This window comes from Streptococcus mitis SK1080 (genome assembly GCF_000220085.1).
Taxonomy (GTDB): Bacteria; Bacillota; Bacilli; order Lactobacillales; family Streptococcaceae; genus Streptococcus; species Streptococcus mitis_K.
The window spans coordinates 42,090-66,116 of the sequence record NZ_AFQV01000021.1; the positions used below are offsets into that span (position 1 = coordinate 42,090).

Sequence of the window (24,027 nt, forward strand, 5' to 3'; positions counted from 1 at the left end):
GGGAGATTGGGATAGGATGGAAGTCAAAGCGGTTTTTTTTGATATCGATGGAACCTTGGTCAACGATCGCAAGAGTGTTTTGAAATCCACTAAGGACGCGATTAAGATTGTCAAAGAACAAGGGGTACTTGTCGGCGTAGCGACAGGTCGAGGACCTTTTTTTGTTAAGGAATTGATGGACGATTTGGATTTGGACTTTGCGGTAACCTATAATGGCCAGTATATCTTTACTAAAGACAAAGTCTTGTTCACGAGCCCTATTTCCAAGTTGCATTTGCGCCATCTAATTAGCTATGCTAAAAAAGAGGGCAAGGAGATTGCCCTAGGGACCAAGGATGCCATGCTGGGTTCCAAAATCATGTCCTTTGGTCTGGGTTCTTTTTCCCAACGAATCAGTCGCTTCGTTCCCTCTGTTTTAACCCGAACAGTGAGTCAGTCTTTTAATCGCATGGTCAGCAAGGTGGTTCCCCAAAAGGAAGAAGACCTGCTTCATCTGATGAATCAGCCTATCTACCAAGTTTTGATGCTGATGACGCCAGAAGAATCTGAGAAGGCGGCAGCTGATTTTGAAGACTTGAAATTGACACGTAGCAATCCTTTTGCAGCGGATGTCATCAATCAAGGAAACTCTAAATTAGAAGGCATTCGCCGAGTTGGAAAAGAATATGGCTTTGACCTTAATCAAGTGATGGCCTTTGGTGACTCGGATAACGATCTTGAAATGCTGGCGGGTGTCGGTATGTCGGTCGCTATGGGAAATGGTAGTAGCAGTGTTAAGGAAGTTGCCAAGCACATTACAACCAGCAATCAGCAAGACGGAATTCACAAGGCTTTGGAACATTTTGGTGTTCTGGCTTCGGAAAAAGTCTTTGTCAGCCGTGACTATCATTTCAATAAGGTCAAGACCTTCCACCACATGATGGATGAACGAACCCAAGAAGAACCTCGAGCTTGGGATTTAGAAGGTGCAACCCACAGGGCTGGTTTTAAAATAGAAGAATTGGTGGAGTTTGTTCGAGCTGCAAGTCCTTCTGAAGAGGACTTTGGTCAAGCTCTATCGCAACTTCATCAAGCTCTTGATAAGGCGGCAGATAAAGTAGCTCAGAAGACACCTGCCCAGCAAGATTTGATAGGGCAAGTGGATGCCTTGATTGACACGCTTTACTTCACCTACGGTAGTTTTGTCTTGATGGGGGTGGACCCAGAACGTATTTTTGACATTGTCCACCAGGCAAATATGGGGAAAATTTTCCCTGATGGAAAGGCTCATTTTGATCCAGTGACCCATAAAATCTTAAAACCAGATAATTGGGAAGAAAAATATGCTCCAGAACCTGCTATTAAAAAGGAACTGCAGCGCCAGCTCAAGGCTTATGAACGCCATAAAGAGAGAAATAAACAGTAAAGAAAAAGGAGCGCTGAGCTCCTTTTTCTTCGTGACTATAAGGTTTTTTCTTGTTCTCTCACCACCAGCAAATCGACCTTAGCATGGCGGAGAATGTATTCAGATGAAGAGCCGACCAAGAGGCGTTCAAAGGCGTTGAGACCAGTTGCGCCAACGAGGATGAGGTCCACTTCCTCAGCATCTGGAATAGTACGTGCCAGTAGGGTCTTTGGATTTCCCATTTCAATGACGATATGGACATTTGTCACCCCAGCATCTTTAGCACGTTTTTCGTACTCTTTCATCAGACTTTCAGCGTCGACTTGGAGTTGTTCGTAAACTTCAGCATCAAAGGTGGATACGCTTTGGAGAGCGCGTGTGTCAATGACATGGGCGATGGTGAGTTTAGCGTCGTTTCGTAGAGCAGAATGAACTCCCTTGATAAAAGCCAAGTCTGCTTCCTTAGAACCATCGATTGCGACCATGATATTTTGGTAACGTTGTGCCATAATGAAACCTCCTGAAATTTTCTTACTATCATTGTAAACCTTTTCACTATAGAAGTAAAGTAAAAAAAGTATTTTTTAAAAGAATGTTAGCGATTAAAATCTATATAAATATATGATAAAATAAAAGAAAGGATAGCAGGAAAGAAGTGAAGGGAGGGAGAATGATGAAAAACTCTTTTCAAGAAACAAAAAATTCAAATTTCCTTTATTATGGAATTATCCTAGTGTCAGTCTTGGTAGAAGTTGTCATGATCTGGCAATTAGAGAGTCTGGTACCGTTTCTTTATCCAGGGTTTATCGGATTTTTAGTCTTTCACCTACTCTACCATCTAATCTTATTCCTAGTTGCAAAACGAAGTGGGCGTTGGGATTACTTGATGATATGGGGACTTTTCCTCATGTTCAATCTTCTTTATGACTCCTTTTTAGGCTTGCTTTTTCTAGGTTTATCTTTTGGTATGTGATGTGACTTTCGCAAAACACCTGCTATCTTACTTGTCTTGACCTCGCTTTTAGCGAGGTTTTTCTTCTATCCGCACCTAGTAACACATTTCAGTAAACTTGTCGCATTCTCTTTCTAGTGGTATAATGTTACTATCTCGATGAATTGAGGAAACAAGATGAAAGAATATAACAAGTCTAGTAAGTTAGAGCATGTTGCTTATGATATCCGTGGTCCTGTTTTGGAAGAAGCCATGCGGATGCGAGCAAACGGAGAAAAGATTTTACGTCTGAATACAGGAAATCCGGCAGAATTTGGTTTTACAGCGCCAGACGAGGTCATTCATGACTTGATTATGAATGCGCGTGATAGTGAAGGTTACTCTGACTCCAAAGGGATTTTCTCAGCCCGTAAGGCTATCATGCAGTATTGCCAGCTGAAGAAATTCCCAAACGTGGATATTGATGATATTTACCTTGGAAATGGTGTCAGTGAGCTGATTGTCATGTCTATGCAGGGACTTTTGGACAATGGAGACGAGGTCTTAGTCCCAATGCCAGATTATCCTCTATGGACGGCCGCTGTCAGTCTAGCTGGAGGAAATGCCGTTCACTATATCTGTGATGAAGCTGCAGAATGGTACCCAGATATTGACGATATCAAGTCAAAAATCACTTCCAATACCAAGGCAATCGTCCTTATCAATCCAAATAATCCAACTGGAGCCCTTTATCCTAAGGAACTCTTGTTGGAGATTATTGAGATTGCCCGTCAAAACGATTTGATTATCTTTGCGGATGAAATCTACGACCGCATGGTCATGGATGGACATGTGCATACGCCTGTGGCGAGCTTGGCACCAGATGTCTTCTGTGTTAGCATGAATGGTCTGTCAAAATCCCATCGTATCGCTGGTTTCCGTGTGGGTTGGATGGTCTTGTCTGGTCCTAAGACACATGTTAAAGGCTATATAGAAGGGCTCAATATGCTATCCAATATGCGCCTTTGCTCTAACGTTTTGGCCCAACAAGTCGTACAAACTTCCTTGGGTGGTCACCAATCAGTCGATGAATTGCTCCTTCCTGGTGGACGAATTTACGAGCAAAGAAATTTCATCTACAATGCCATTCAAGAGATTCCAGGTTTGTCTGCGGTTAAACCCAAGGCTGGACTCTATATCTTCCCTAAAATCGACCGCAATATGTACCGTATCGATGATGATGAGCAGTTTGTCCTTAATTTCTTGAAGCAGGAAAAGGTTCTCTTGGTTCATGGTCGAGGCTTTAACTGGCAGGAACCAGACCATTTCCGTATCGTTTACCTTCCTCGTGTTGATGAACTAGCCCAAATCCAAGAAAAGATGACTCGTTTCTTGAAACAGTATCGTAGATAGGGCTTACATCAGAAAAAGCGCTTTGAGGGTAAATTCCCAAACTAACTTCCAGTTTCTCACAACCTAGCTTTTAGTGTGAGAAAAACGCGTGAAATCAGTGGAAATCCGTCTTAGACTAACTTCCACTGGTTTTCTTTTTCTTGATATATAAGGGTTCAAAAGAGAAAAGACTCAGAAAAAAGTGCACGACAAATGGCCTTAAAACAGAGTCGTCTTAGAGTAACTTCCAGTTTTGGGAGAGAGGTGGAAGTTACTTTGAGAAGTTACAGTTTAGAAAAATATTTTTCATATCTATTGACTTTTAGGGGTGAAATTTGGTATGATAGTAGGCGGTATTGTTTACCCCATTTGAAAGGCCCCGGAACCTTCCAAATACTTTTCGATGGGAAGGAACACCCATCACCGTAAACAAAAATCGAACTATATATAGGAGAAATCATGAACAAAACAACATTTATGGCTAAACCAGGCCAAGTTGAACGTAAATGGTACGTAGTTGACGCAACTGATGTACCACTTGGACGTCTTTCTGCAGTAGTTGCTAGCGTACTTCGCGGAAAAAACAAACCAACATTTACACCACACACTGATACAGGTGACTTTGTGATTGTTATCAATGCTGAAAAAGTTAAATTGACTGGTAAAAAAGCAACTGATAAAATCTACTACACTCACTCAAACCACCCAGGTGGATTGAAACAAATCTCTGCAGGTGAACTTCGTTCTAAAAATGCAGTACGTTTGATCGAGAAATCAGTTAAAGGTATGCTTCCACACAATACTCTTGGACGCGCTCAAGGTATGAAGTTGAAAGTATTTGTTGGAGCTGAGCACACTCACGCTGCACAACAACCAGAAGTTCTTGACATTTCAGGACTTATCTAAGGAAAGGAACAATAAAGTATGTCACAAGCACAATATGCAGGTACTGGACGTCGTAAAAACGCTGTTGCACGCGTTCGCCTTGTTCCAGGAACTGGTAAAATCACTGTTAACAAAAAAGATGTTGAAGAGTACATCCCACACGCTGACCTTCGTCTTGTCATCAACCAACCATTCGCAGTTACTTCAACTGCAGGTTCATACGACGTTTTCGTTAACGTTGTAGGTGGTGGATACGCTGGTCAATCAGGAGCTATCCGTCACGGTATCGCTCGTGCCCTTCTTCAAGTAGACCCAGACTTCCGCGATTCATTGAAACGCGCAGGACTTCTTACACGTGACTCACGTAAAGTTGAACGTAAGAAACCAGGTCTTAAGAAAGCTCGTAAAGCATCACAATTTAGTAAACGTTAATCAATACGATCATATCAACGTTTCAAAGCACTCAAAAGTTTACCTTATGGGTGCTTTTTTCGTATTTTTTTGAAAAGCTTACCTCAAAGTTTACCTTATTTTTACCTTATTGTTTTAGAGACTTTAAAGCAAATTCACCAACAGCCATTGGAATGACATTTGAAGTGTTGACATAAGTCTTAGTTGTAATAGTATCACTATGGGTTAGAGCTTCAGAAATAGCTTCAAGTGAAGTTCCTGCTTGTTTAGCTAGAGTTGCGCCTGTATGGCGTAATTTGTGAGGTGTAGCGTGTGTCAGCTCTTTATGTCGCTTTCTAATGCTTTTCATTTTATTGTTCAGATAGTCAGCATGTAAAGGCTTGTTGGTGTTTCCTTTTGTGTCGATATATGTAAAAACAAATTGTTATGGATTACTGATGATGACAAACTTTACTAGTTCATATCTTTGTTGTTTTTCCCAAGAGATAAGAAGTTGAAGTAAATCATTAGAAATAGAGAAAAATAGGATAGCAAAAGCTCTATTCAGGAAAAAATGAAGCAAATATTTCCATAATAAAACGCATATTATCAAGGTTGTTCATTCAATACCTGATACTATGCGCTTTTCTGATTTTAAAGACTGATTGCTCACTCTCTTTTTCATTATAATTCAGTTACAATTTAATCTTATTTGAGAAAGTGGGTGATGCTATTCTCTAATAAGACTATGATATTAATTTTTGATAGTACTTCCAGAAGTTATAGATCCCATTACATCCCCAATTTTTATTTTCAAGTGTCTGTATTAGATAATGTGTTCTAAATTCACTATATCTTGTTAGGGGTGGGTAGAATCATTGATAACAGACTGTTACAAATCTAGTTAGCTGTATGATTTATATTTATCTATTTTTCTAGTAACCAATCTATGATATTTTTCTTCTCAATTCCATTGTAATTGGCTGTTGGCTGAATCGTATCCATTGTTAATAGATATTTGGGGAATTGATCTTTAATGGCTTCTAGTGGTCTAAGTTCTCTTTCTAGTGTTTCTGGAGCAAGTGTTGTTTCACTGACCTGATAATAAGCGTAGTGACCAAGATCAGTTACAACAACAAAATCAACCTCATATTTATCTAAATTACCAACATATACTTGGGAATATCTACGTCTCAATTCCAAATATACAATATTTTCCAAGATATGCCCAATGTCTTCTTTGTGGTCTGGTAATAAGAGATGTCGTAAACCTAAATCAACGGGATAATATTTTTCTAAGCGTTGTAATAATGCTCGACCTTTTACATCAAAACGTGGAACGGAATAAAAAAGTAAACTGTCTGTCAAAGTCGTCAAATAATTTTCTAAAGTATTATGGGAGATTGAAACATTTTGGCTGACTAGGGTATTGCGAATCTTATTTGTTGATATCAAGCTACCTGTACTACTGAGAAGGGCTCGGACAATGCGCTCAATAATAGTAGGATTTGGATTTCCCAATCTAGTGACAATATCATTTAACAGTATGGAGTTATATATTCCTCTGAGATAGTCAATTTTTTCAGCGTAAGATGATGTTTGCAATAAGTAAGGGAAAGCACTAAAGAGATAATTGTTAAAAATTTCTGTTGTATTCAGATTCTCTGTGAGAGATTGACCTGATAGATATTCTTCAAATGACAAAGGAAGAACCTCTATCTCAACATACCGCCCAGTCAAATTTGTAGCTAATTGGCTGCTCATAAAGTAGGCGTTAGAACCAGTTAAATAGAGGTCTACATTTGCTAAGATGAATAGACTATCTGCTACCAGTTCAAATTTTTCAACATGTTGAATTTCATCTAAAAAGATATAGTATGTTTTCTCCCCAACTAACTGCTCTTTTATATAAGTAAATAATGTTTGAAAATGTCGTAGGTCATAGTAACTCAGATCTTCAAAATTGATGGATATAATCTGATCCTCGTCTACCCCAGTTGCTAGTAACTCTTCTTTATAGAGTTGAAAGAGAACAGATTTACCAGCTCGTCTAACTCCACTCACAACCTTAATGATTTGACGGTCACGATGTCTTCTTAAAAAATCTAAATAATATGGTCTTTTAATATAGTTCATAATAGTTACCTCAAAGATAGTATAATACAAATAGTAATTATTTTCAAATATTTAGAAATAATGCTTAATTTATTTGAATATTTCTAAGTGTTTAGAAATAATATCTGGAACTATTTAAATATCTTCAGGATAGAAAAAGAAATTGTATTTGTTGATGTTGCATCATTTGTGTTAACAAGTCATTTAGAAGCATTTAAGAAATTAGTGAAATGAAAAACTCATGGTAGAACAAATTGTTGAGTTACATGGCCAATTAATAACAAATACCGCTGGTTTATGAGATAGATATTTAATTATCCTCTGATAAATAGGATAAACGTTCTGGAAATTTAGATATTACAGACAAAATAAAATATTTAAAAGCTACTGGGAAACATGGTATAATGTAACTAAAGGAGGTAGCATATGTCCTTAGATATAGATAAAGAAAAGATGACAATCATGGGAGTAGCTTTTGAAAACCAATCCGTTTTTAAGAGTGTTTGGTATGCTTTAAGTACAAATATGATTGAAGGATGGCGACCTACGGTTATTGATGTTGAAACACTGCGAGATGAAGCTCTTGCTCTGGGGATAACTCTTTAATAACATCTTGGTTTGTTAAAAGATATTTTGTCCACTACATTTTTTCAATTGACTATTATTTGTCATAGATATAACAGATAGAATATTGCATTCAGAATAACGAAAAACGCATCAAAAATGGTGCGTTCTGTTTTTATGCTACCATAAAAGGAGGAAAACAAATTGAAAATTTTTAAGGGAGAGTTTTATCGAATCTCTGTATTAACAGACAAGTTAGTAAGGTTAGAATACTCTCAAACTGGAAGTTTTGAGGATAGAACGACACAACTTATCTATAATAGAGATTTTGGCCAAGTTTCGTTAGATTATATCGAGACATCAAATGTACTAGATATTATGACGGACTATTTTCATCTGCACTTTAATAAAGGAGAATTTAACGCCGAAAATTTATTTATAGAATTAAAAGGAAATTTTGCCGTATATGGTAGTCGCTGGTATTTTGGTGAATCTATTGAAACGTTAAAAGGAACAGCTCGGACTCTGGATGAGGCAGATGGAGCAATCTCGTTAGAAGATGGAATTATTAGCAGAAATGGTATAGCCTTATTGGACGATTCTCAAGGATTTATTTGGGATGAACAGTCTGGTTATATTGAGAGAGAAAATCAAATTGACCTCTATTTCTTTGCCTATGGGCATGATTATAGAGGAGCAATCAGAGACTTTTACCATTTGACTGGTTCAACACCCTTGTTGCCACGATATGCTTTAGGTAATTGGTGGAGTAGGTATTGGCCTTATACGTCGGATGAATACTTGGATTTAATAGATAGATTTGAAACAGAGAAAATTCCATTATCTATCGGTGTTTTAGATATGGATTGGCATATAACTGACATTCCAGCTCGTTTTGGAAGTGGCTGGACAGGATATAGTTGGAATAAAAACTTAATACCTAATCCAGAACAGTTATTGCAACAACTTCATGATAGAAAGTTAAAACTCTCCTTAAATGTCCATCCTGCTGATGGTATACGGGCTTATGAAGAAGCTTATCCTCAAGTCGCAAAACGATTGGGGTTAAATGTAGAACTAGAAGAACCTGCTATTTTTGATTTTTTTAATCCTTCTTTTAGGGAAGCTTACTTTAAAGATGTTCATTATGAGCTAGAAAAGCAGGGAGTAGATTTTTGGTGGATTGACTGGCAACAAGGGACACAAGGCATATTGGATCCACTATGGCTTTTAAACCATTATCATTATCAGGATAGTTGTAAAAATGCAGAAGGTGGTTTGATTTTATCAAGGTATGCAGGTCCTGGTAGTCACCGCTACCCTGTTGGTTTTTCAGGGGACACTATTATTAGTTGGAATTCCTTAAGATTTCAACCTTATTTTACAGCGACAGCATCTAATATCGGTTATAGTTGGTGGAGCCATGATATTGGTGGACACATGCTGGGGGATTATGACGAAGAGCTGCAAACTAGATGGCTACAGTTTGGCGTTTTTAGTCCGATTACTCGCTTACATAGTTCTAGAAGTCCCTTCAATAGTAAAGAACCTTGGTTTTTTTCAGAAACAACATCTAAGATTATGAAGAAATACCTTCGTTTGAGACATCAGATGATTCCATATCTATATACCATGAATGTAAAGACACATGAGGAAGGTGCCCCATTAATCAGCCCAATGTATTATTTCTACCCAGAAAATGATGAGAGCTATAATGTTCCAAATCAATACTTTTTTGGAACAGAACTGATGGTAGCTCCCGTTGTAGAAAAGATGGACTTGGCATTCCAATCTGCAAAAGTAGATGTATGGTTCCCTGAAGGTGAATGGTATGACTTCTTTTCAGAGAAAAAATATACAGGTGGTGTGAAGTTAAGTGTTTATAGAGACATTTCGACTATACCTGTGTTTGCAAAAAGTGGTGCAATCATTCCCTTGGTTGGTTCTGAGATAGATATGGGTGTTGATTTACCTGAAGTTGTAGATTGGTATGTATTCCCAGGCAAACAACATTCTTTTGAAATGATTGAAGATCAAAATGGTCAAAGATATAAAACAAGATTATCAATCGACTGGGAAATGGGGATGGTAGAGTTAACATTACAAGGAGATTCTAGTATCGTTCCAAGTAATAGAAGACATAGAATTCATTTTAAAGGAACGAATGTGTCTATAATTGAATTGCCAAATAAGAATGATACAGCTAGATTTGAATGTAAAGATAATAAAACAATATCTTTAAATGATGAAGTTTTTAGACTACTAAAGACGGCCTCTCTTCCATATGAATTAAAAGATAGATTGTTAAATCAATTCATCAATGCCAAAAATTCTCATGAGTTAATGAATATCTTGCATCATCAGGATAAGGAATTGAGAGGGCGTTTGTTGGAAATGATATTTACTAGCGAAAACTAATTGAGACATTTCGTACACAATTTCTATTCTTTAATTACTAATTATTTATTTTTTAATGTGTAATAGTTTTACATCTCTATGCTTATTGGCTTGTATTTTAGTAATTACAAGTTTGGCATAGGGATTTTTTGTTTACTGAAGAGGAAAGGATAAGATAAGTAAGTTTCAAATTTTGAAATATTTTTTAAACTAAACAAGAGCAAATTTTTAAAGGTGATTTCTCAAAGTAACTTCCACTTGCCTGACCGCAGTGGAAGTTAGTCTGAAATGGATTTTTATGGTGGAATTAAGTATGAGACGTTAGATTTTTTCAGAAAATTTTCTAAAACAAACAGGATTTGTTTGACATTTGTTTGAAAATTCTGTAAAATAAATTATTATATCGTTAAAGGAGAATATATATGGAAAAACAGAAAACATTTTTTGGACATCCTATGGGCTTGTCTACCCTCTTCTTTACAGAAATGTGGGAACGCTTTTCTTACTATGGGATGCGAGCTATCCTACTTTACTATATGTACTATAGTGTGCAAGATGGTGGGTTGGGGATGGATAAGACCACGGCTGCATCGGTTATGGCGATTTATGGCTCGCTGGTATTTTTGTCCTCGGTTGTTGGTGGTTTTGTCAGTGACCGTATTTTAGGAAGTCGTAAGACCGTCTTTTACGGTGGGATTCTGATTATGCTAGGGCATATTGCTTTGGCAACACCTTTTGGACAAGTGGCTCTCTATCTTTCTATTGCCTTGATTATCTTTGGAACTGGATTTTTAAAACCCAATATCTCAGATATGGTTGGAGGAATTTATGAGAAAGAGGATGATAGACGGGATGCAGGTTTTAGTATCTTTGTCTTTGGGATTAACTTAGGTGCCTTCGTTGCCCCTTATCTAGTGGGTTATCTAGGTCAGGAAGTCAATTTCCATCTAGGCTTCTCATTAGCTGCTATTGGGATGTTCTTTGGTCTGGTGAAGTATGTTTTGGATGGGAAGAAATACCTGCCTGAATCAAGCCTTTACCCCACTGATCCCCTTTCACAGAAGGAGCAGCAGACCTTGATTAAACGTTTGCTGATTGCACTTGTCATGGTTATTCTCGTGGTTATGGCTTTAGTCCTTACTCGCCAGTTTAATGTGGATATGATTGTTAATATCTTTACAGTGATTGCGGTAATCATTCCAATCTACTATTTCTTCAAGATTTTATCTAGTCAGAAAATAACTGCTACTGAGAGATCCCGAGTATATGCCTACATTCCTCTATTTATCGCTGGAGTACTCTTCTGGTCTATTGAGGAACAGGGTTCTGTTGTTCTCGCTCTATTTGCGGATGATCAAACTCGACTTTACTTTAATGTATTTGGGAATCAGATTCATTTCCCATCTAGCTTTTTCCAAAGTATCAATCCACTTTTCATTATGATTTATGTGCCGATTTTTGCGTGGTTGTGGGGGAAAATGGGTAAAAAGCAACCGTCCTCTTCTAAGAAATTTGCTTACGGCTTATTTGCGGCGGGTTTATCCTTCTTGTGGATGATGTTACCAGGGATGTTCTTTGGGACAGATGTTAAGGTCAGTCCTTTCTGGTTGATTATGAGTTGGGCTATTGTGATTGTGGGTGAAATGTTGATTTCGCCTATTGGTCTATCAGTCACTAATAAGCTAGCACCAAAGTCCTTCCAAGCACAAATGATGTCTATCTGGTTCTTGAGTGATGCTGCTGCTCAAGCTATCAATGCTCAAATTGTAAAATTTTATACAAGCGAAACTGAAGTTGCTTACTATGGAATTGTTGGAGGAATTACGATTGTATTCAGTATTATCTTACTCTTCTACGTTCCGCGTATTGAAAAACTAATGTCTGGTATCAAATAGAAAAAACTGGAATTTCTGTAGGGATTCTAAAAGTTAGATTAATTATTTATTCAAAGGATTTAGTTCTGTATTGCATAGAGCTAAGTCCTTTTAGTTTGATGAAAACTCACAATGTTTCTGATTTTCCTAGTAGACAATCGTCCACTTTTTCTATTTAATACTCAATGAAAATCAAAGAGTAAACTAGGAAACTAGCCGCAGGTTGCTCAAAACACTGTTTTGAGGTTGCATATATACGGCAAGGCGACGTTGACGCGGTTTGAAGAGATTTTCGAAGAGTATAAGTCAAAGCCAATCAAAAAATCTCACTATTCGTCAGGCTAAAAGAAAGCTAATTATAGTGAGATTGTGAAATTATAGTAGGGTTCGTATGGCCTCTTCAATTTGTTTTGGGTCTGTTTTTGAAGAGAAGCGTTCAAAGACTTGCCCATCACGACCGATGAGAAACTTAGCGAAATTCCATTCAACTCGTTTTCCCAGTGAGCCAGATTTTTGTTCTTTCAACCAAACATAGAGAGGATCTGCTTCCTTACCGTTAACCTTAATCTTGGCAAAACGTGGAAAGGAGGTCTGATAATGTAGGCTACAGAAGTCGTTGATTTCCTCTGCGCTACCTGGTGCTTGCCCCATAAACTGATTGCAAGGGAAGTCTAAAATCTCAAAACCTTGGTTTTGATAGCGTTCATAGAGTTCTTGGAGCCCTTGGTACTGGGACGTTAAACCACATCCAGTAGCAGTGTTGACAACCAAGAGAACTTTCCCACGATAGGTATCTAGGGGAGTTTCTTGGTTGTCTTGGTTCAAGACTGAAAAATCGTATAGTGAGGTCATTGATTGCTTTTCTCCTTCTGTTTGGTATTTTTAGGAGTTTTCTCCTCCTGTAGTGATAGAAAGCCGTAGGTCAGGGTTCCAAAAATGCTGACGATAATCAGGCCATACATCAGGAAAGGAACACTTTTATCGAATTGCACGAGCAACTTTCCAAAATCTGAAAGGGACATCTGCTGAACGAAGACTTTATGAAAGATGAGTAGGGTAAAGAGGCCAATCTGAAGACCGATAAACACAACCCAGCTTCGAAATTTGATTTGGGCTTTGCTGTAGGTTTTGAGGATGATTTCTGACTTGTCATCTTTTTCCAGATGGAGTTCTTTGACGGCTCTCTGAGTTTTTAAAGTAATGAAAAAAATGAGTCCAGAGTAAACGTAGGGCATGGCATAGCGAACGCCCTCTATGAAGCGTCCAAATAATAGATAAAACAAGAAGAGAAAGAAGGAAGAATAAACGATTTGGACCATGGAACGGGCACAAGCCTTGTAGATAATCTCTTGCCGGCATTCATCAAAAGGACCTTGGATATGAAAGAGATTTCGAAGTAGGCGAGTGGTGAAGTCTTCTTTTTTCATGCTGCTAACCTCCTAAATGAGCGGTTTTTGATTGACTTCTTTAACGAGTTGATAGAGATAATAAAGATAAGTGATAGAAGAAAGGATAGCGATAGTGAGCAGTAAATAATATTTCCAATCGCTTGAGATGAGCATCAGTTGTGGTAAAGATAGAATCATAAAGCATAGTGCTAAGTTGAGTATGCGTGTTTTTTGGGAGTCAATCTTTAGATAAGTCAGTCCTTTGTTAAGGGCTGGAACAAAGACTAGCACGAGGAATATCTCTCTGATTAAGTTCCCTGAAACGATGATGAAGATGAGCAGAGAACTGAACAAAAGATGATAGGTAAGTAAAGTTAGTAATGATTTCATAGGGCACCTCTTAATCCTGGTCTTTTTTAGCTCTTGCAATACGAAGTGAGTCGACAATATGTATCATCACTCCGAAAAAGAAAGCTCCCAGTATAGTTTTAAAAATATGTTTTGTATTTAGAAGAGAACTGATAAAATTTGGATTTTCACTTGTTAGGGTATCAATGAGTGGAATTATAAAAAATATCACTGTTCCATAAATCGAACCTGCTTTCAGACCAGGATAACGTGACTGTTTCTTTTCTTTTTTCATAGGGCACCTCCTAATCCTCATCTTGATCTTTCTTAGTTTTTGCAATGCGACGGGAGATGAGAATCTGTATAACCACTCCAAAGAAGACAGACTGGAGGATACTTGAAAAAATATTTTTAAAAGCGAGAAGTGACTGAAGATAGTCCTGACTCTCACCTAGCAGTATATGGAGAAGAGGGGTTGTAAAAAAACTCATTAATCCATAGACTATCCCAGCTTTCAGACCTGGGTAGTGTAGTTGCTTGCTTTCTTTCTCATTCAGCATATCTGGTTCAATAGTTGTAATCCCTGTTTTTTGCATTTGGTAGGTGAGATATCCAGCAACGATGAGGGCAATCACTAAAATTAGAGGAGGATAGACTAGAGCCACTAGTTGAGGATATTTATAGGCCAGAAGGAGTGGAATAAGATTTCCGAAAATCATCAGATAAAAGAGGATGATAAAGACTTGGTTACCGATACGATCGGCCTCGCGCCGTTTGTATTCGTCAAGGGGATCAGAAATGCCGTATGTGCGTTTGATCAGTTTTTCAGTAAAGGTTTCTTTTTTCATGAGTTGGCTCCTTTTTTAAAAATCTTCCTCCCAAAAGAGACTGTTGAGGTCAGTTTGGAGGCTGCGGGCGAGATTGAGACAGAGTTCCAGAGTTGGGTTGTACTTGTCGTTCTCAATCATATTGATGGTTTGTCTCGAGACACCGATATCCTTGGCGAGTTCGAGCTGGGAAATGCCCAGTTCCTTGCGAAATTCTTTCACACGATTCATCTGTTCTCCTTTCTGATTTATGTCGTATATATTTGACTATATTATATTCTTTTAAACATAAAGTGTCAAGTATTTTTGACATATTTTTTGAAGAAATAGTAGTACCCTTGTCTGATTTGTCTGACTAGTGCAAGCTGGTCGGATTTGTGGTAAAATAGATAAGATATGACAAAAGAATTTCATCATGTAACGGTCTTGCTCCACGAAACGATTGATATGCTTGACGTAAAACCTGACGGTATCTACGTTGATGCGACTTTGGGCGGAGCAGGCCATAGCGAATATTTATTGAGTAAATTAAGTGAAAAAGGCCATCTCTATGCCTTTGACCAGGACCAGAATGCCATTGACAACGCGCAAAAACGCTTGGCTCCTTACATTGAAAAGGGAATGGTGACTTTTATCAAGGATAACTTCCGTCATTTACAGGCACGTTTGCGCGAAGCTGGTGTTCAGGAAATTGATGGAATTTGTTATGACTTGGGAGTGTCTAGTCCTCAATTGGACCAGCGTGAGCGTGGTTTTTCTTATAAAAAGGATGCGCCACTGGACATGCGCATGAATCAGGAAGCTAGTCTGACAGCCTATGAAGTGGTGAACCACTATGACTATCATGACTTGGTTCGAATTTTCTTCAAGTATGGCGAGGATAAGTTTTCTAAACAGATTGCCCGCAAGATTGAACAAGTACGTGAAGTCAAGCCAATCGAGACAACGACTGAGCTGGCAGAAATTATCAAGTCGGCCAAACCTGCCAAGGAACTCAAGAAGAAGGGCCATCCTGCCAAGCAGATCTTCCAGGCTATTCGAATTGAAGTCAATGATGAATTGGGAGCAGCAGATGAATCTATCCAGCAGGCTATGGATATGTTGGCTCTGGATGGTAGAATTTCAGTGATTACCTTTCATTCCTTGGAAGACCGCTTGACCAAGCAATTATTCAAGGAAGCTTCAACAGTGGAAGTTCCCAAAGGTTTGCCTTTCATCCCAGATGATCTCAAGCCCAAGATGGAATTGGTATCCCGTAAGCCAATCTTGCCAAGTGCAGAAGAATTAGAAGCCAATAACCGCTCGCACTCAGCCAAGTTGCGCGTGGCCAGAAAAATTCACAAGTAAGAGGGAAAAAGATGGCAGAAAGAATGGAAAAAACAGGTCAAATACTACAGATGCAACTTAAACGGTTTTCGCGTGTGGAAAAAGCTTTTTACTTTTCCATTGCTGTAACCACTCTTATTGTAGCCATTAGTATTATTTTTATGCAGACCAAGCTCTTGCAAGTGCAGAATGATTTGACAAAAATCAATGCGCAGATAGAGGAAAAGAAGACCGAATTGGACGATGCCAAGCAAGAGGTCAATGAACTATTACGTGCAGAACGTTTGAAAGAAATTGCCAATTCACACGATTTGCAATTAAACAATGAAAATATTCGAATAGCGGAGTAAGATATGAAGTGGACAAAAAGAGTAATCCGTTATGCGACGAAAAATCGGAAATCGCCGGCTGAAAACAGACGCAGAGTTGGAAAAAGTCTGAGTTTATTATCTGTCTTTGTTTTTGCCGTTTTTTTAGTCAATTTTGCGGTCATTATTGGGACGGGCACTCGCTTTGGAACAGATTTAGCGAAGGAAGCTAAGAAGGTTCATCAAACCACCCGTACAGTTCCTGCCAAACGTGGGACTATTTATGACCGAAATGGAGTCCCGATTGCTGAGGATGCGACATCTTATAATGTCTATGCGGTCATTGATGAGAACTATAAGTCAGCAACGGGTAAGATTCTTTACGTAGAAAAAACACAATTTAACAAGGTTGCAGAGGTCTTTCATAAGTATCTGGACATGGAAGAATCCTATGTAAGAGAGCAACTCTCGCAACCTAATCTCAAGCAAGTTTCCTTTGGTTCGAAGGGCAATGGGATTACCTATGCCAATATGATGGCTATTAAAAAAGAGTTGGAAACTGCAGAGGTCAAGGGGATTGATTTTACAACCAGTCCCAATCGTAGTTATCCAAACGGACAATTTGCTTCTAGTTTTATCGGTCTAGCTCAGCTCCATGAAAATGAAGATGGCAGCAAGAGCTTGCTGGGAACCTCTGGAATGGAGAGTTCTTTAAATAGAATTCTTGCAGGGACAGACGGCATTATTACCTATGAAAAAGATCGTCTGGGTAATATTGTCCCTGGAACAGAACAAGTTTCCCAGCAAACAGTAGATGGCAAGGATGTTTATACGACTATTTCCAGCACCCTTCAGTCCTTCATGGAGACACAGATGAATGCCTTTCAAGAAAAAGTAAAAGGCAAGTATATGACGGCTACCTTGGTCAGTGCTAAAACAGGGGAAATTCTTGCAACAACGCAACGGCCGACCTTCGATGCTGATACTAAGGAAGGACTTACCAAGGACTTTGTTTGGCGTGATATCCTCTATCAAAGTAACTATGAACCAGGATCAACCATGAAGGTTATGACGTTAGCTTCTTCTATTGATAATAATACCTTCCCAAGTGGAGAATACTTCAATAGCAGTGAATTAAAAATAGCGGATGTGACGATTCGAGATTGGGATGTTAATGATGGTTTGACTACTGGTAGGATGATGACTTTCTTACAAGGTTTCGCTCTCTCCAGTAATGTTGGAATGAGTCTTCTTGAACAAAAAATGGGAGATACTACTTGGTTGGATTATCTAAACCGCTTTAAATTTGGGGTCCCAACTCGCTTTGGCTTGACAGATGAATACGCTGGTCAACTTCCAGCTGACAATATTGTTAATATTGCTCAGAGTTCATTTGGACAAGGGATTTCAGTAACTCAGACGCAAATGATTCGTGCTTTCACGGCTATTGCCAACGATGGAGTCATGTTAGAACCTAAATTTATCAGTGCCATTTATGATCCAAATGATCAAACTGCTCGGAAATCTCAAAAAGAAGTTGTGGGAAATCCTGTTTCTAAAGATGCAGCTAGTCTAACTCGGACTAACATGATTTTGGTAGGGACGGATCCGGTTTATGGAACCATGTATAACCACAGCACAGGCAAGCCAACTGTAACTGTTCCTGGGCAAAATGTAGCCCTCAAGTCTGGTACGGCTCAGATTGCTGACGAGAAAAATGGTGGTTATCTAGTCGGGTTAACCAATTATATTTTCTCGGCTGTATCGATGAATCCGGCTGAAAATCCTGATTTTATCTTGTATGTGACGGTCCAACAACCTGAACATTATTCAGGTATTCAGTTGGGAGAATTTGCCAATCCTATCTTGGAGCGGGCTTCAGCTATGAAAGACTCTCTCAATCTTCAAACAACAGCTAAAGCTTTGGAGCAAGTAAGTCAACAAAGTCCTTATCCTATGCCTAGTGTCAAGGATATTTCACCTGGTGATTTAGCAGAAGAATTGCGTCGCAATCTTGTACAACCCATCGTTGTGGGAACAGGGACGAAGATTAAAAACAGTTCTGCTGAAGAAGGGAAGAATCTTGCCCCGAATCAGCAAGTCCTAATCTTATCTGATAAAGCAGAGGAAGTTCCAGACATGTATGGTTGGACAAGAGCGACTGCTGAGACCTTTGCTAAGTGGCTCAATATAGACCTTGAATTTGAAGGTTCGGGCTCTACTGTGCAGAAGCAAGATGTTCGTGCTAACACAGCTATCAAGGGCATTAAAAAAATTACATTAACTTTAGGAGACTAATATGTTTATTTCCATCAGTGCTGGAATTGTGACATTTTTACTAACTGTAGTAGGAATTCCGGCCTTTATCAAATTTTATAGAAAGGCGCAAATTACAGGCCAGCAGATGCATGAGGATGTCAAACAGCATCAGGCAAAAGCTGGGACTCCTACAATGGGAGGTTTGGTTTTCTTAATTACTTCTGTTTTGGTTGCTTTCTTTTTCGCCCTATTTAGTAGCCAATTCAGCAATAATGTGGGAATGATTTTGTTTATCTTGGTCTTGTATGGCTTGGTCGGATTTTTAGATGACTTTCTCAAGGTCTTTCGTAAGATCAATGAGGGGCTAAATCCCAAGCAGAAATTGGCTCTTCAGCTTCTAGGTGGAGTTATCTTCTATCTTTTCTATGAGCGTGGAGGTGATATCCTGTCTGTATTTGGTTATCCAGTTCATTTGGGATTTTTCTATATTTTCTTCGCCCTTTTCTGGCTAGTCGGTTTTTCAAACGCAGTCAACTTGACAGACGGAATTGATGGTCTGGCTAGTATTTCAGTGGCGATTAGTTTGTCTGCCTATGGAGTTATTGCCTATGTGCAAGGCCAGATGGATATTCTTCTAGTGATTCTTGCCATGATTGGTGGTTTGCTCGGGTTCTTTGTTTTTAACCATAAGCCTGCCAAGGTCTTTATGGGAGATGTGGGAAGTTTGGCCCTAGGTGGAATGTTGGCAGCTATCTCTATGGCCCTCCACCAAGAATGGACTCTCTTGATTATCGGAATTGTGTATGTCTTTGAAACAACTTCGGTCATGATGCAAGTCAGTTATTTCAAACTGACTGGTGGCAAACGTATTTTCCGTATGACGCCTGTACATCACCATTTTGAGCTTGGAGGATTTTCTGGTAAAGGAAATCCTTGGAGCGAGTGGAAGGTTGACTTCTTCTTTTGGGGAGTTGGGCTTCTAGCAAGTCTCCTGACCCTAGCAATTTTGTATTTGATGTAAGAATGGCACCCTGATGTTTCAGGGTGTTTTTGCTGTTTAAAAAATATTGGTCAATTAAAGTCAAAACCCTTGACCTTTTCTGACTAATGTAGTATATTATGAACGTAAGGTAAATGAAAGCCTTACTAGAACACTTATTTAAAGTAAAATAGAAAGAGGTGGGGTCTATGTTTAATCTAGAAATCTTTAGAAGTAAAGATAGTCTACTCCTGCTTGAAAAAGAAAAACCAGAAATAGTATGTAGAGTAGCGATTTAGCTAGTCTAAATTTTTTAAAACAAAGGTCAAAGATAGTCAATATCAGTAATCATAATTAAGTAAATAAAAAGAGGTAAAGAATATGAACAACAATTTTAATAATTTTAACAACATGGATGATTTGTTTAACCAATTGATGGGTGGTATGCGAGGATACAGTTCTGAAAATCGTCGTTACTTGATTAACGGCCGTGAAGTAACGCCTGAAGAATTCGCTATTTACCGTCAAACTGGTCAACTTCCAAGCGAAGGAAGTGAACAAGTTCAGTACGTTCAAGGTAAAGGTATGAAACAAGACGGTGTCCTTGCTAAACTAGGTCGAAACTTGACAGCAGAAGCGCGTGAGGGCAAGTTGGATCCTGTTATCGGACGAAACAAGGAAATTCAAGAAGCGTCTGAAATTCTTTCACGCCGTACCAAGAACAATCCTGTTTTGGTCGGAGACGCAGGTGTTGGTAAGACAGCCGTTGTCGAAGGCCTAGCACAAGCTATTGTGAATGGTGATGTTCCAGCTGCTATTAAAAACAAGGAAATTATTTCTATTGATATCTCTGGTCTTGAGGCTGGTACTCAATACCGTGGTAGCTTTGAAGAAAACGTTCAAAACTTAGTCAATGAAGTCAAAGAAGCAGGGAATATTATTCTCTTCTTTGATGAAATTCACCAAATACTTGGTGCTGGTTCTACTGGAGGTGACAGTGGTTCTAAGGGGCTTGCGGATATTCTCAAGCCAGCTCTCTCTCGTGGAGAATTGACAGTGATTGGGGCAACGACTCAAGATGAATACCGTAACACGATTTTGAAGAATGCAGCTCTTGCTCGTCGTTTCAACGAAGTTAAGGTCAATGCTCCTTCAGCAAAGGATACTTTTAAAATTCTTCAAGGAATTCGTGATCTCTATCAACAACACCACAATGTTATCTTGCCAGATGAAGTTTTGAAAGCAGCAGTGGATTATTCTGTTCAGTATATTCCTCAACGTAGCTTGCCAGATAAGGCTATTGACCTTGTCGATGTAACAGCGGCTCACTTGGCAGCACAACATCCTGTAACAGATGTACATGCTGTTGAACGTGAAATTGAGGCAGAAAAAGACAAGCAAGAAAAAGCTGTCGAGGCGGAAGATTTTGAAGCAGCTCTAAACTATAAAACACGCATCGCAGAATTGGAAAAGAAAATCGAAAACCACACAGAAGATATGAAAGTGACTGCAAGTGTCAACGATGTGGCTGAATCTGTAGAACGAATGACCGGTATTCCAGTGTCTCAAATGGGAGCGTCAGACATTGAACGTTTGAAAGATATGGCTCATCGTCTGCAAGATAAGGTAATTGGCCAAGACAAGGCGGTAGAAGCGGTAGCTCGTGCTATCCGTCGTAACCGTGCTGGTTTTGATGAAGGTAACCGTCCAATCGGTAGCTTCCTCTTTGTAGGTCCTACTGGTGTTGGTAAGACTGAGTTGGCTAAACAATTGGCTCTAGATATGTTCGGAACGAAAGATGCTATCATCCGTTTGGACATGTCAGAATACAGCGACCGCACAGCCGTATCTAAATTGATTGGTACAACTGCAGGTTATGTTGGTTACGATGACAACAACAATACCTTGACAGAACGCGTCCGTCGCAATCCATACTCAATCGTCCTTCTCGACGAAATTGAAAAGGCTGACCCTCAAGTCATCACCCTTCTCCTTCAAGTTTTGGATGATGGTCGTTTGACAGATGGTCAAGGTAACACTGTCAACTTCAAGAATACGGTGATTATCGCAACTTCAAACGCAGGATTTGGTTACGAAGCTAACTTGACAGAAGATGCTGATAAACCAGAATTGATGGATCGTTTGAAACCATTCTTCCGTCCAGAATTCCTCAACCGCTTTAATGCAGTTATCGAGTTCTCACACTTGACGAAGGAAGACCTTTCTAAGATTGTGGACTTGATGTTAGCCGAAGTCAACCAAACCTTGGCTAAGAAAGACATTGATTTGGTAGTCAGTCAAGCAGCTAAGGACTATATCACAGAAGAAGGTTATGACGAAGTCATGGGTGTTCGTCCGCTCCGTCGCGTGGTTGAACAAGAAATTCGTGATAAGGTGACAGACTTCCATTTGGATCACCTAGATGCCAAACACCTAGAAGCAGATATGGAAGATGGTGGTTTGGTTATTCGTGAGAAAGCCTAAGACAAAATTTTGAGAATAAAAAAGAAGGAGCCAGCTGAAAAAACTGGTTCCTTTTTTGTATTTAAATCACATGACGTTCAAAGGCATCATCTGAAATTCCTTGTTCCAAGATGAGTTTCGCCCATTCTTTAGCAGAGAAGAGACTGTGGTCCTTGTAGTTTCCGCAAGATTCGATGGTTGTTCCAGGAACCTCTTCCCAAGTAGTAGTCTCAGCGATTTCCTTGAGCGAATCCTTGATAACTGCTGCAATCTCAGCGCTAGTATGACGTCCCCACATAATCATGTGGAAGCCTGTACGGCAACCAAATGGTGAACAGTCAATCATACCGTCAATGCGGGTACGGATGAGTTTGGCTAAGAGGTGTTCGATGGTGTGAAGTCCAGCGGTAGGGATCGAGTCTTCATTTGGTTGTACCAAGCGAATATCATAATTGGAGATGATGTCTCCTTTTGGGCCTGTTTCTTCCCCAATCAAGCGGACATAAGGTGCTTTAACAATAGTGTGGTCAAGTTCAAAACTTTCAACAATAACTTCTTTTGACATGGTAAATCCTTTCAGTTTTCTCTTTTCATTATAACATAAAGCCGGCTCCTGAGACAGAGAGAAAACCTCTCCGAGAGTGGAGAGGTTGAAATCGTTACTTACGATACAAGCGGTCGTATTGGTAGTATGGGTCAAAGGTTACATTGATACCCAATTTGCGAAGGACATTCTTGTCTTCATCGGTTAAGATGATGGTTGAGTGGGCTTCGCTTCCTTTGAGGTTGCCAAGTTCTTCCATAGCACGAGCAGCATCAGGATTTTCTGTAGCTGTGATAGCAAGTGCAATCAGGATTTCATTTGAATGCAGGCGTGGATTGCGGCTACCCAGATGATCGATTTTAAGACCTTGGATTGGCTTAACAACTTCAGGTTCGATTAGTTTTACTTCTTTAGCGATGTCTGCTGATTTCTTGATGGCGTTGATCAAGGCAGCGGCTGTAGGACCAAAGAGTTCTGAGTTCTTACCAGTGACAATTTCCCCAGTTGGCAATTCAAGGGCTAGGGCTGGTCCGCCAGTTTCTTCAGCTTTTTGGCGTGCAGCAACAGCAACCTTACGGTCTGCAGGTGTGATACCTAGGTCGTTCATAAGCAACTCAATTTTCTTGACAGCAGATTCGCCAACTTTTTCGGCTTTGAAATCAAGAACAGTCTGATAGTAGCGACGGATAATTTCTTGTTTAGAGGCTTCGATAGCGGCCTCATTATCTGTAATAGCGAAACCAACCATGTTGACCCCCATATCTGTCGGAGAAGCGTATGGAGATTTACCAAGGATACGTTCTAACATGCGCTTGAGTACTGGGAAGATTTCGATATCACGGTTGTAGTTGACAGTGGTTTCTCCGTAGGTTTGGAGATGGAAGGGGTCAATCATGTTGACATCATCAAGGTCAGCTGTGGCAGCCTCGTAGGCTAAATTGACTGGGTGATGAAGGGGAAGATTCCAAACTGGGAAGGTTTCAAACTTAGCGTAGCCAGACTTGATACCATTGATTTGATCGTGGTACATATTGGACATACAGGTTGCCAATTTTCCAGAACCAGGTCCAGGAGCGGTTACGACGATCAAGTTACGACTGGTTTTGATGTAATCGTTTTTCCCCATACCTTCTGGAGAAATGATGTGATCCATATCTGTTGGATATCCTTTGATTGGATAATGAAGATAAGAATCAATTCCGTTTTTATCGAGTTGATTGCGGAAAGCATCTGCAGCTGGTTGGCCAGCGTACTGTGTGATGACAACGGAGCCAACAAAAATTCCCAGTTCATTGAATTTATCAATCAAACGAAGAACTTCTTGGTCATAAGAAATGCCCAAGTCACCACGTGCTTTGGAATGTTCGATGTTGCTAGCATTAATGGCAATTACAACCTCGACTTGCTCTTTCAATTCTTGCAAGAGCTTGATTTTGTTGTCAGGCTCATAACCAGGAAGAACACGAGCAGCGTGGAAATCTTCTAACATTTTGCCACCAAACTCCAAGTAGAGCTTGCCGTCAAATTGGTTAATGCGCTCCAAAATGTGGTCGCGCTGTAGATTCAAATATTGTTCAGAACTAAAAGCTTGTTTTTTCATTTTTTTACCTCTGACCTCTATTATAATAAAAAATTGGAAGTTAGGAAACTATG

General features: G+C 39.4%; 23 protein-coding genes and 1 pseudogene. 13 read left to right on the plus strand and 11 right to left on the minus strand.

What is annotated here, in order from left to right; genetic code table 11:
• The first annotated feature begins 16 nt into the window (after positions 1–16).
• Entirely contained in the window at positions 17–1,405 is a 1,389-nt protein-coding gene (locus HMPREF9957_RS08660) for a Cof-type HAD-IIB family hydrolase (RefSeq protein ID WP_000452110.1), read from the plus strand.
• Positions 1,406–1,440: 35 nt separating this feature from the next.
• Here the strand turns inward: HMPREF9957_RS08660 and HMPREF9957_RS08665 are convergent, their stop codons facing one another.
• Positions 1,441–1,893: a universal stress protein gene (locus tag HMPREF9957_RS08665; RefSeq protein WP_000079146.1), complete on the minus strand. Its 453-nt coding sequence runs from the start codon at positions 1,891–1,893 to the stop codon at positions 1,441–1,443.
• A 161-nt stretch (positions 1,894–2,054) separates the two neighbouring features.
• Here HMPREF9957_RS08665 and HMPREF9957_RS08670 point away from each other — a divergent pair, with 161 nt between their 5' ends.
• The 4 genes from HMPREF9957_RS08670 (at position 2,055) to rpsI (ending at position 5,024) form a co-directional block, all read left to right on the plus strand.
• Positions 2,055–2,357 carry a hypothetical protein gene (locus HMPREF9957_RS08670; RefSeq protein WP_004242501.1) on the plus strand — a complete coding sequence of 101 codons (303 nt, stop codon included), beginning with the start codon at positions 2,055–2,057 and terminating at the stop codon, positions 2,355–2,357.
• 156 nt (positions 2,358–2,513) lie between these two features.
• On the plus strand, positions 2,514–3,728 hold the full coding sequence (locus HMPREF9957_RS08675; RefSeq protein ID WP_000666462.1) for a pyridoxal phosphate-dependent aminotransferase: 1,215 nt from the start codon (positions 2,514–2,516) through the stop codon (positions 3,726–3,728).
• Positions 3,729–4,166: 438 nt separating this feature from the next.
• The gene (rplM, locus tag HMPREF9957_RS08680) at positions 4,167–4,613 is read left to right on the plus strand and encodes a 50S ribosomal protein L13 (RefSeq protein WP_001044624.1); all 447 of its coding nucleotides are present in this window, start codon (positions 4,167–4,169) and stop codon (positions 4,611–4,613) included.
• An 18-nt stretch (positions 4,614–4,631) separates the two neighbouring features.
• Entirely contained in the window at positions 4,632–5,024 is a 393-nt protein-coding gene (gene rpsI / locus HMPREF9957_RS08685; protein WP_000075964.1) for a 30S ribosomal protein S9, read from the plus strand.
• A gap of 106 nt (positions 5,025–5,130) precedes the next feature.
• Here rpsI and HMPREF9957_RS08690 read toward each other — a convergent pair.
• A pseudogene (locus tag HMPREF9957_RS08690) lies at positions 5,131–5,523 on the minus strand (tyrosine-type recombinase/integrase); the annotation flags it as partial.
• Between the two features lie 386 nt (positions 5,524–5,909).
• The gene (locus HMPREF9957_RS08695; RefSeq protein ID WP_001106643.1) at positions 5,910–7,118 is read right to left on the minus strand and encodes an ATP-binding protein; all 1,209 of its coding nucleotides are present in this window, start codon (positions 7,116–7,118) and stop codon (positions 5,910–5,912) included.
• Between the two features lie 405 nt (positions 7,119–7,523).
• Between HMPREF9957_RS08695 and HMPREF9957_RS08700 the strand changes: the two genes are divergently transcribed.
• The 3 genes from HMPREF9957_RS08700 (at position 7,524) to HMPREF9957_RS08710 (ending at position 11,953) form a co-directional block, all read left to right on the plus strand.
• Positions 7,524–7,703 carry a hypothetical protein gene (locus tag HMPREF9957_RS08700; RefSeq protein ID WP_000050752.1) on the plus strand — a complete coding sequence of 60 codons (180 nt, stop codon included), beginning with the start codon at positions 7,524–7,526 and terminating at the stop codon, positions 7,701–7,703.
• Positions 7,704–7,865: 162 nt separating this feature from the next.
• Entirely contained in the window at positions 7,866–10,079 is a 2,214-nt protein-coding gene (locus HMPREF9957_RS08705) for a glycoside hydrolase family 31 protein (RefSeq protein ID WP_000688719.1), read from the plus strand.
• A 401-nt stretch (positions 10,080–10,480) separates the two neighbouring features.
• A complete protein-coding gene (locus HMPREF9957_RS08710) occupies positions 10,481–11,953 on the plus strand; it encodes a peptide MFS transporter (RefSeq protein ID WP_000414839.1) in 1,473 nt (490 codons plus the stop codon).
• Positions 11,954–12,307: 354 nt separating this feature from the next.
• On the opposite strand, the gene HMPREF9957_RS08715 is transcribed toward HMPREF9957_RS08710, so the two are convergent.
• The 6 genes from HMPREF9957_RS08715 to HMPREF9957_RS08735 are packed head-to-tail and all read right to left on the minus strand — an operon-like array spanning position 12,308 to position 14,726.
• Positions 12,308–12,784 (minus strand): glutathione peroxidase, encoded by a 477-nt coding sequence (locus HMPREF9957_RS08715; RefSeq protein WP_000203046.1) that lies wholly within the window; start codon positions 12,782–12,784, stop codon positions 12,308–12,310.
• Positions 12,781–13,359, minus strand: a complete 579-nt coding sequence (locus tag HMPREF9957_RS08720; RefSeq protein ID WP_000711231.1) for a DUF3278 domain-containing protein — start codon at positions 13,357–13,359, stop codon at positions 12,781–12,783. Before HMPREF9957_RS08720 ends, HMPREF9957_RS08715 begins: the two co-directional genes overlap by 4 nt.
• Before the next feature lie 12 nt (positions 13,360–13,371).
• A complete protein-coding gene (locus HMPREF9957_RS0102470; RefSeq protein WP_000838785.1) occupies positions 13,372–13,710 on the minus strand; it encodes a hypothetical protein in 339 nt (112 codons plus the stop codon).
• Between the two features lie 10 nt (positions 13,711–13,720).
• Positions 13,721–13,963 (minus strand): hypothetical protein, encoded by a 243-nt coding sequence (locus HMPREF9957_RS08725; protein WP_000711749.1) that lies wholly within the window; start codon positions 13,961–13,963, stop codon positions 13,721–13,723.
• A 10-nt stretch (positions 13,964–13,973) separates the two neighbouring features.
• Positions 13,974–14,516: a DUF3278 domain-containing protein gene (locus HMPREF9957_RS08730; protein WP_000712353.1), complete on the minus strand. Its 543-nt coding sequence runs from the start codon at positions 14,514–14,516 to the stop codon at positions 13,974–13,976.
• Positions 14,517–14,531: 15 nt separating this feature from the next.
• Positions 14,532–14,726, minus strand: coding sequence for a helix-turn-helix transcriptional regulator (locus tag HMPREF9957_RS08735; RefSeq protein WP_001082472.1), 195 nt, complete (start codon positions 14,724–14,726; stop codon positions 14,532–14,534).
• 165 nt (positions 14,727–14,891) lie between these two features.
• On the opposite strand from HMPREF9957_RS08735, the gene rsmH reads away from it, so the two are divergent.
• The 5 genes from rsmH to HMPREF9957_RS08760 all read left to right on the plus strand — a co-directional run bounded on the left by rsmH (position 14,892) and on the right by HMPREF9957_RS08760 (position 21,851).
• Entirely contained in the window at positions 14,892–15,842 is a 951-nt protein-coding gene (rsmH, locus tag HMPREF9957_RS08740; RefSeq protein WP_000159417.1) for a 16S rRNA (cytosine(1402)-N(4))-methyltransferase RsmH, read from the plus strand.
• A gap of 11 nt (positions 15,843–15,853) precedes the next feature.
• Complete coding sequence (gene ftsL, locus HMPREF9957_RS08745) at positions 15,854–16,171, plus strand: cell division protein FtsL (protein WP_000840840.1); 318 nt, start codon at positions 15,854–15,856, stop codon at positions 16,169–16,171.
• 3 nt (positions 16,172–16,174) lie between these two features.
• Entirely contained in the window at positions 16,175–18,427 is a 2,253-nt protein-coding gene (gene pbp2x / locus HMPREF9957_RS08750) for a penicillin-binding protein PBP2X (RefSeq protein WP_000872307.1), read from the plus strand.
• Position 18,428: 1 nt separating this feature from the next.
• Complete coding sequence (mraY, locus tag HMPREF9957_RS08755; RefSeq protein WP_000470842.1) at positions 18,429–19,409, plus strand: phospho-N-acetylmuramoyl-pentapeptide-transferase; 981 nt, start codon at positions 18,429–18,431, stop codon at positions 19,407–19,409.
• 339 nt (positions 19,410–19,748) lie between these two features.
• Positions 19,749–21,851, plus strand: a complete 2,103-nt coding sequence (locus tag HMPREF9957_RS08760) for an ATP-dependent Clp protease ATP-binding subunit (protein WP_001063446.1) — start codon at positions 19,749–19,751, stop codon at positions 21,849–21,851.
• Between the two features lie 61 nt (positions 21,852–21,912).
• On the opposite strand, the gene HMPREF9957_RS08765 is transcribed toward HMPREF9957_RS08760, so the two are convergent.
• Positions 21,913–22,395 (minus strand): S-ribosylhomocysteine lyase, encoded by a 483-nt coding sequence (locus HMPREF9957_RS08765; RefSeq protein WP_000032548.1) that lies wholly within the window; start codon positions 22,393–22,395, stop codon positions 21,913–21,915.
• A gap of 94 nt (positions 22,396–22,489) precedes the next feature.
• Positions 22,490–23,974, minus strand: a complete 1,485-nt coding sequence (locus HMPREF9957_RS08770) for a DUF1846 domain-containing protein (protein ID WP_000743586.1) — start codon at positions 23,972–23,974, stop codon at positions 22,490–22,492.
• Positions 23,975–24,027: the final 53 nt, after the last annotated feature.

Coding starts and splice junctions, on each gene's coding strand:
- HMPREF9957_RS08730 (WP_000712353.1), bottom strand. CDS start 14,516: ATGAAAAAAGAAACCTTTACTGAAAAACTGATCAAACGCACATACGGC.
- HMPREF9957_RS08675 (WP_000666462.1), top strand. CDS start 2,514: ATGAAAGAATATAACAAGTCTAGTAAGTTAGAGCATGTTGCTTATGAT.
- HMPREF9957_RS08710 (WP_000414839.1), top strand. CDS start 10,481: ATGGAAAAACAGAAAACATTTTTTGGACATCCTATGGGCTTGTCTACC.
- HMPREF9957_RS08765 (WP_000032548.1), bottom strand. CDS start 22,395: ATGTCAAAAGAAGTTATTGTTGAAAGTTTTGAACTTGACCACACTATT.
- rplM (WP_001044624.1), top strand. CDS start 4,167: ATGAACAAAACAACATTTATGGCTAAACCAGGCCAAGTTGAACGTAAA.
- mraY (WP_000470842.1), top strand. CDS start 18,429: ATGTTTATTTCCATCAGTGCTGGAATTGTGACATTTTTACTAACTGTA.
- HMPREF9957_RS08725 (WP_000711749.1), bottom strand. CDS start 13,963: ATGAAAAAAGAAAAGAAACAGTCACGTTATCCTGGTCTGAAAGCAGGT.
- HMPREF9957_RS08715 (WP_000203046.1), bottom strand. CDS start 12,784: ATGACCTCACTATACGATTTTTCAGTCTTGAACCAAGACAACCAAGAA.
- HMPREF9957_RS08700 (WP_000050752.1), top strand. CDS start 7,524: ATGTCCTTAGATATAGATAAAGAAAAGATGACAATCATGGGAGTAGCT.
- HMPREF9957_RS08720 (WP_000711231.1), bottom strand. CDS start 13,359: ATGAAAAAAGAAGACTTCACCACTCGCCTACTTCGAAATCTCTTTCAT.
- rpsI (WP_000075964.1), top strand. CDS start 4,632: ATGTCACAAGCACAATATGCAGGTACTGGACGTCGTAAAAACGCTGTT.
- HMPREF9957_RS08695 (WP_001106643.1), bottom strand. CDS start 7,118: ATGAACTATATTAAAAGACCATATTATTTAGATTTTTTAAGAAGACAT.
- HMPREF9957_RS08665 (WP_000079146.1), bottom strand. CDS start 1,893: ATGGCACAACGTTACCAAAATATCATGGTCGCAATCGATGGTTCTAAG.
- HMPREF9957_RS08735 (WP_001082472.1), bottom strand. CDS start 14,726: ATGAATCGTGTGAAAGAATTTCGCAAGGAACTGGGCATTTCCCAGCTC.
- HMPREF9957_RS08670 (WP_004242501.1), top strand. CDS start 2,055: ATGATGAAAAACTCTTTTCAAGAAACAAAAAATTCAAATTTCCTTTAT.
- HMPREF9957_RS08770 (WP_000743586.1), bottom strand. CDS start 23,974: ATGAAAAAACAAGCTTTTAGTTCTGAACAATATTTGAATCTACAGCGC.
- pbp2x (WP_000872307.1), top strand. CDS start 16,175: ATGAAGTGGACAAAAAGAGTAATCCGTTATGCGACGAAAAATCGGAAA.
- HMPREF9957_RS08760 (WP_001063446.1), top strand. CDS start 19,749: ATGAACAACAATTTTAATAATTTTAACAACATGGATGATTTGTTTAAC.
- rsmH (WP_000159417.1), top strand. CDS start 14,892: ATGACAAAAGAATTTCATCATGTAACGGTCTTGCTCCACGAAACGATT.
- HMPREF9957_RS0102470 (WP_000838785.1), bottom strand. CDS start 13,710: ATGAAATCATTACTAACTTTACTTACCTATCATCTTTTGTTCAGTTCT.
- ftsL (WP_000840840.1), top strand. CDS start 15,854: ATGGCAGAAAGAATGGAAAAAACAGGTCAAATACTACAGATGCAACTT.
- HMPREF9957_RS08660 (WP_000452110.1), top strand. CDS start 17: ATGGAAGTCAAAGCGGTTTTTTTTGATATCGATGGAACCTTGGTCAAC.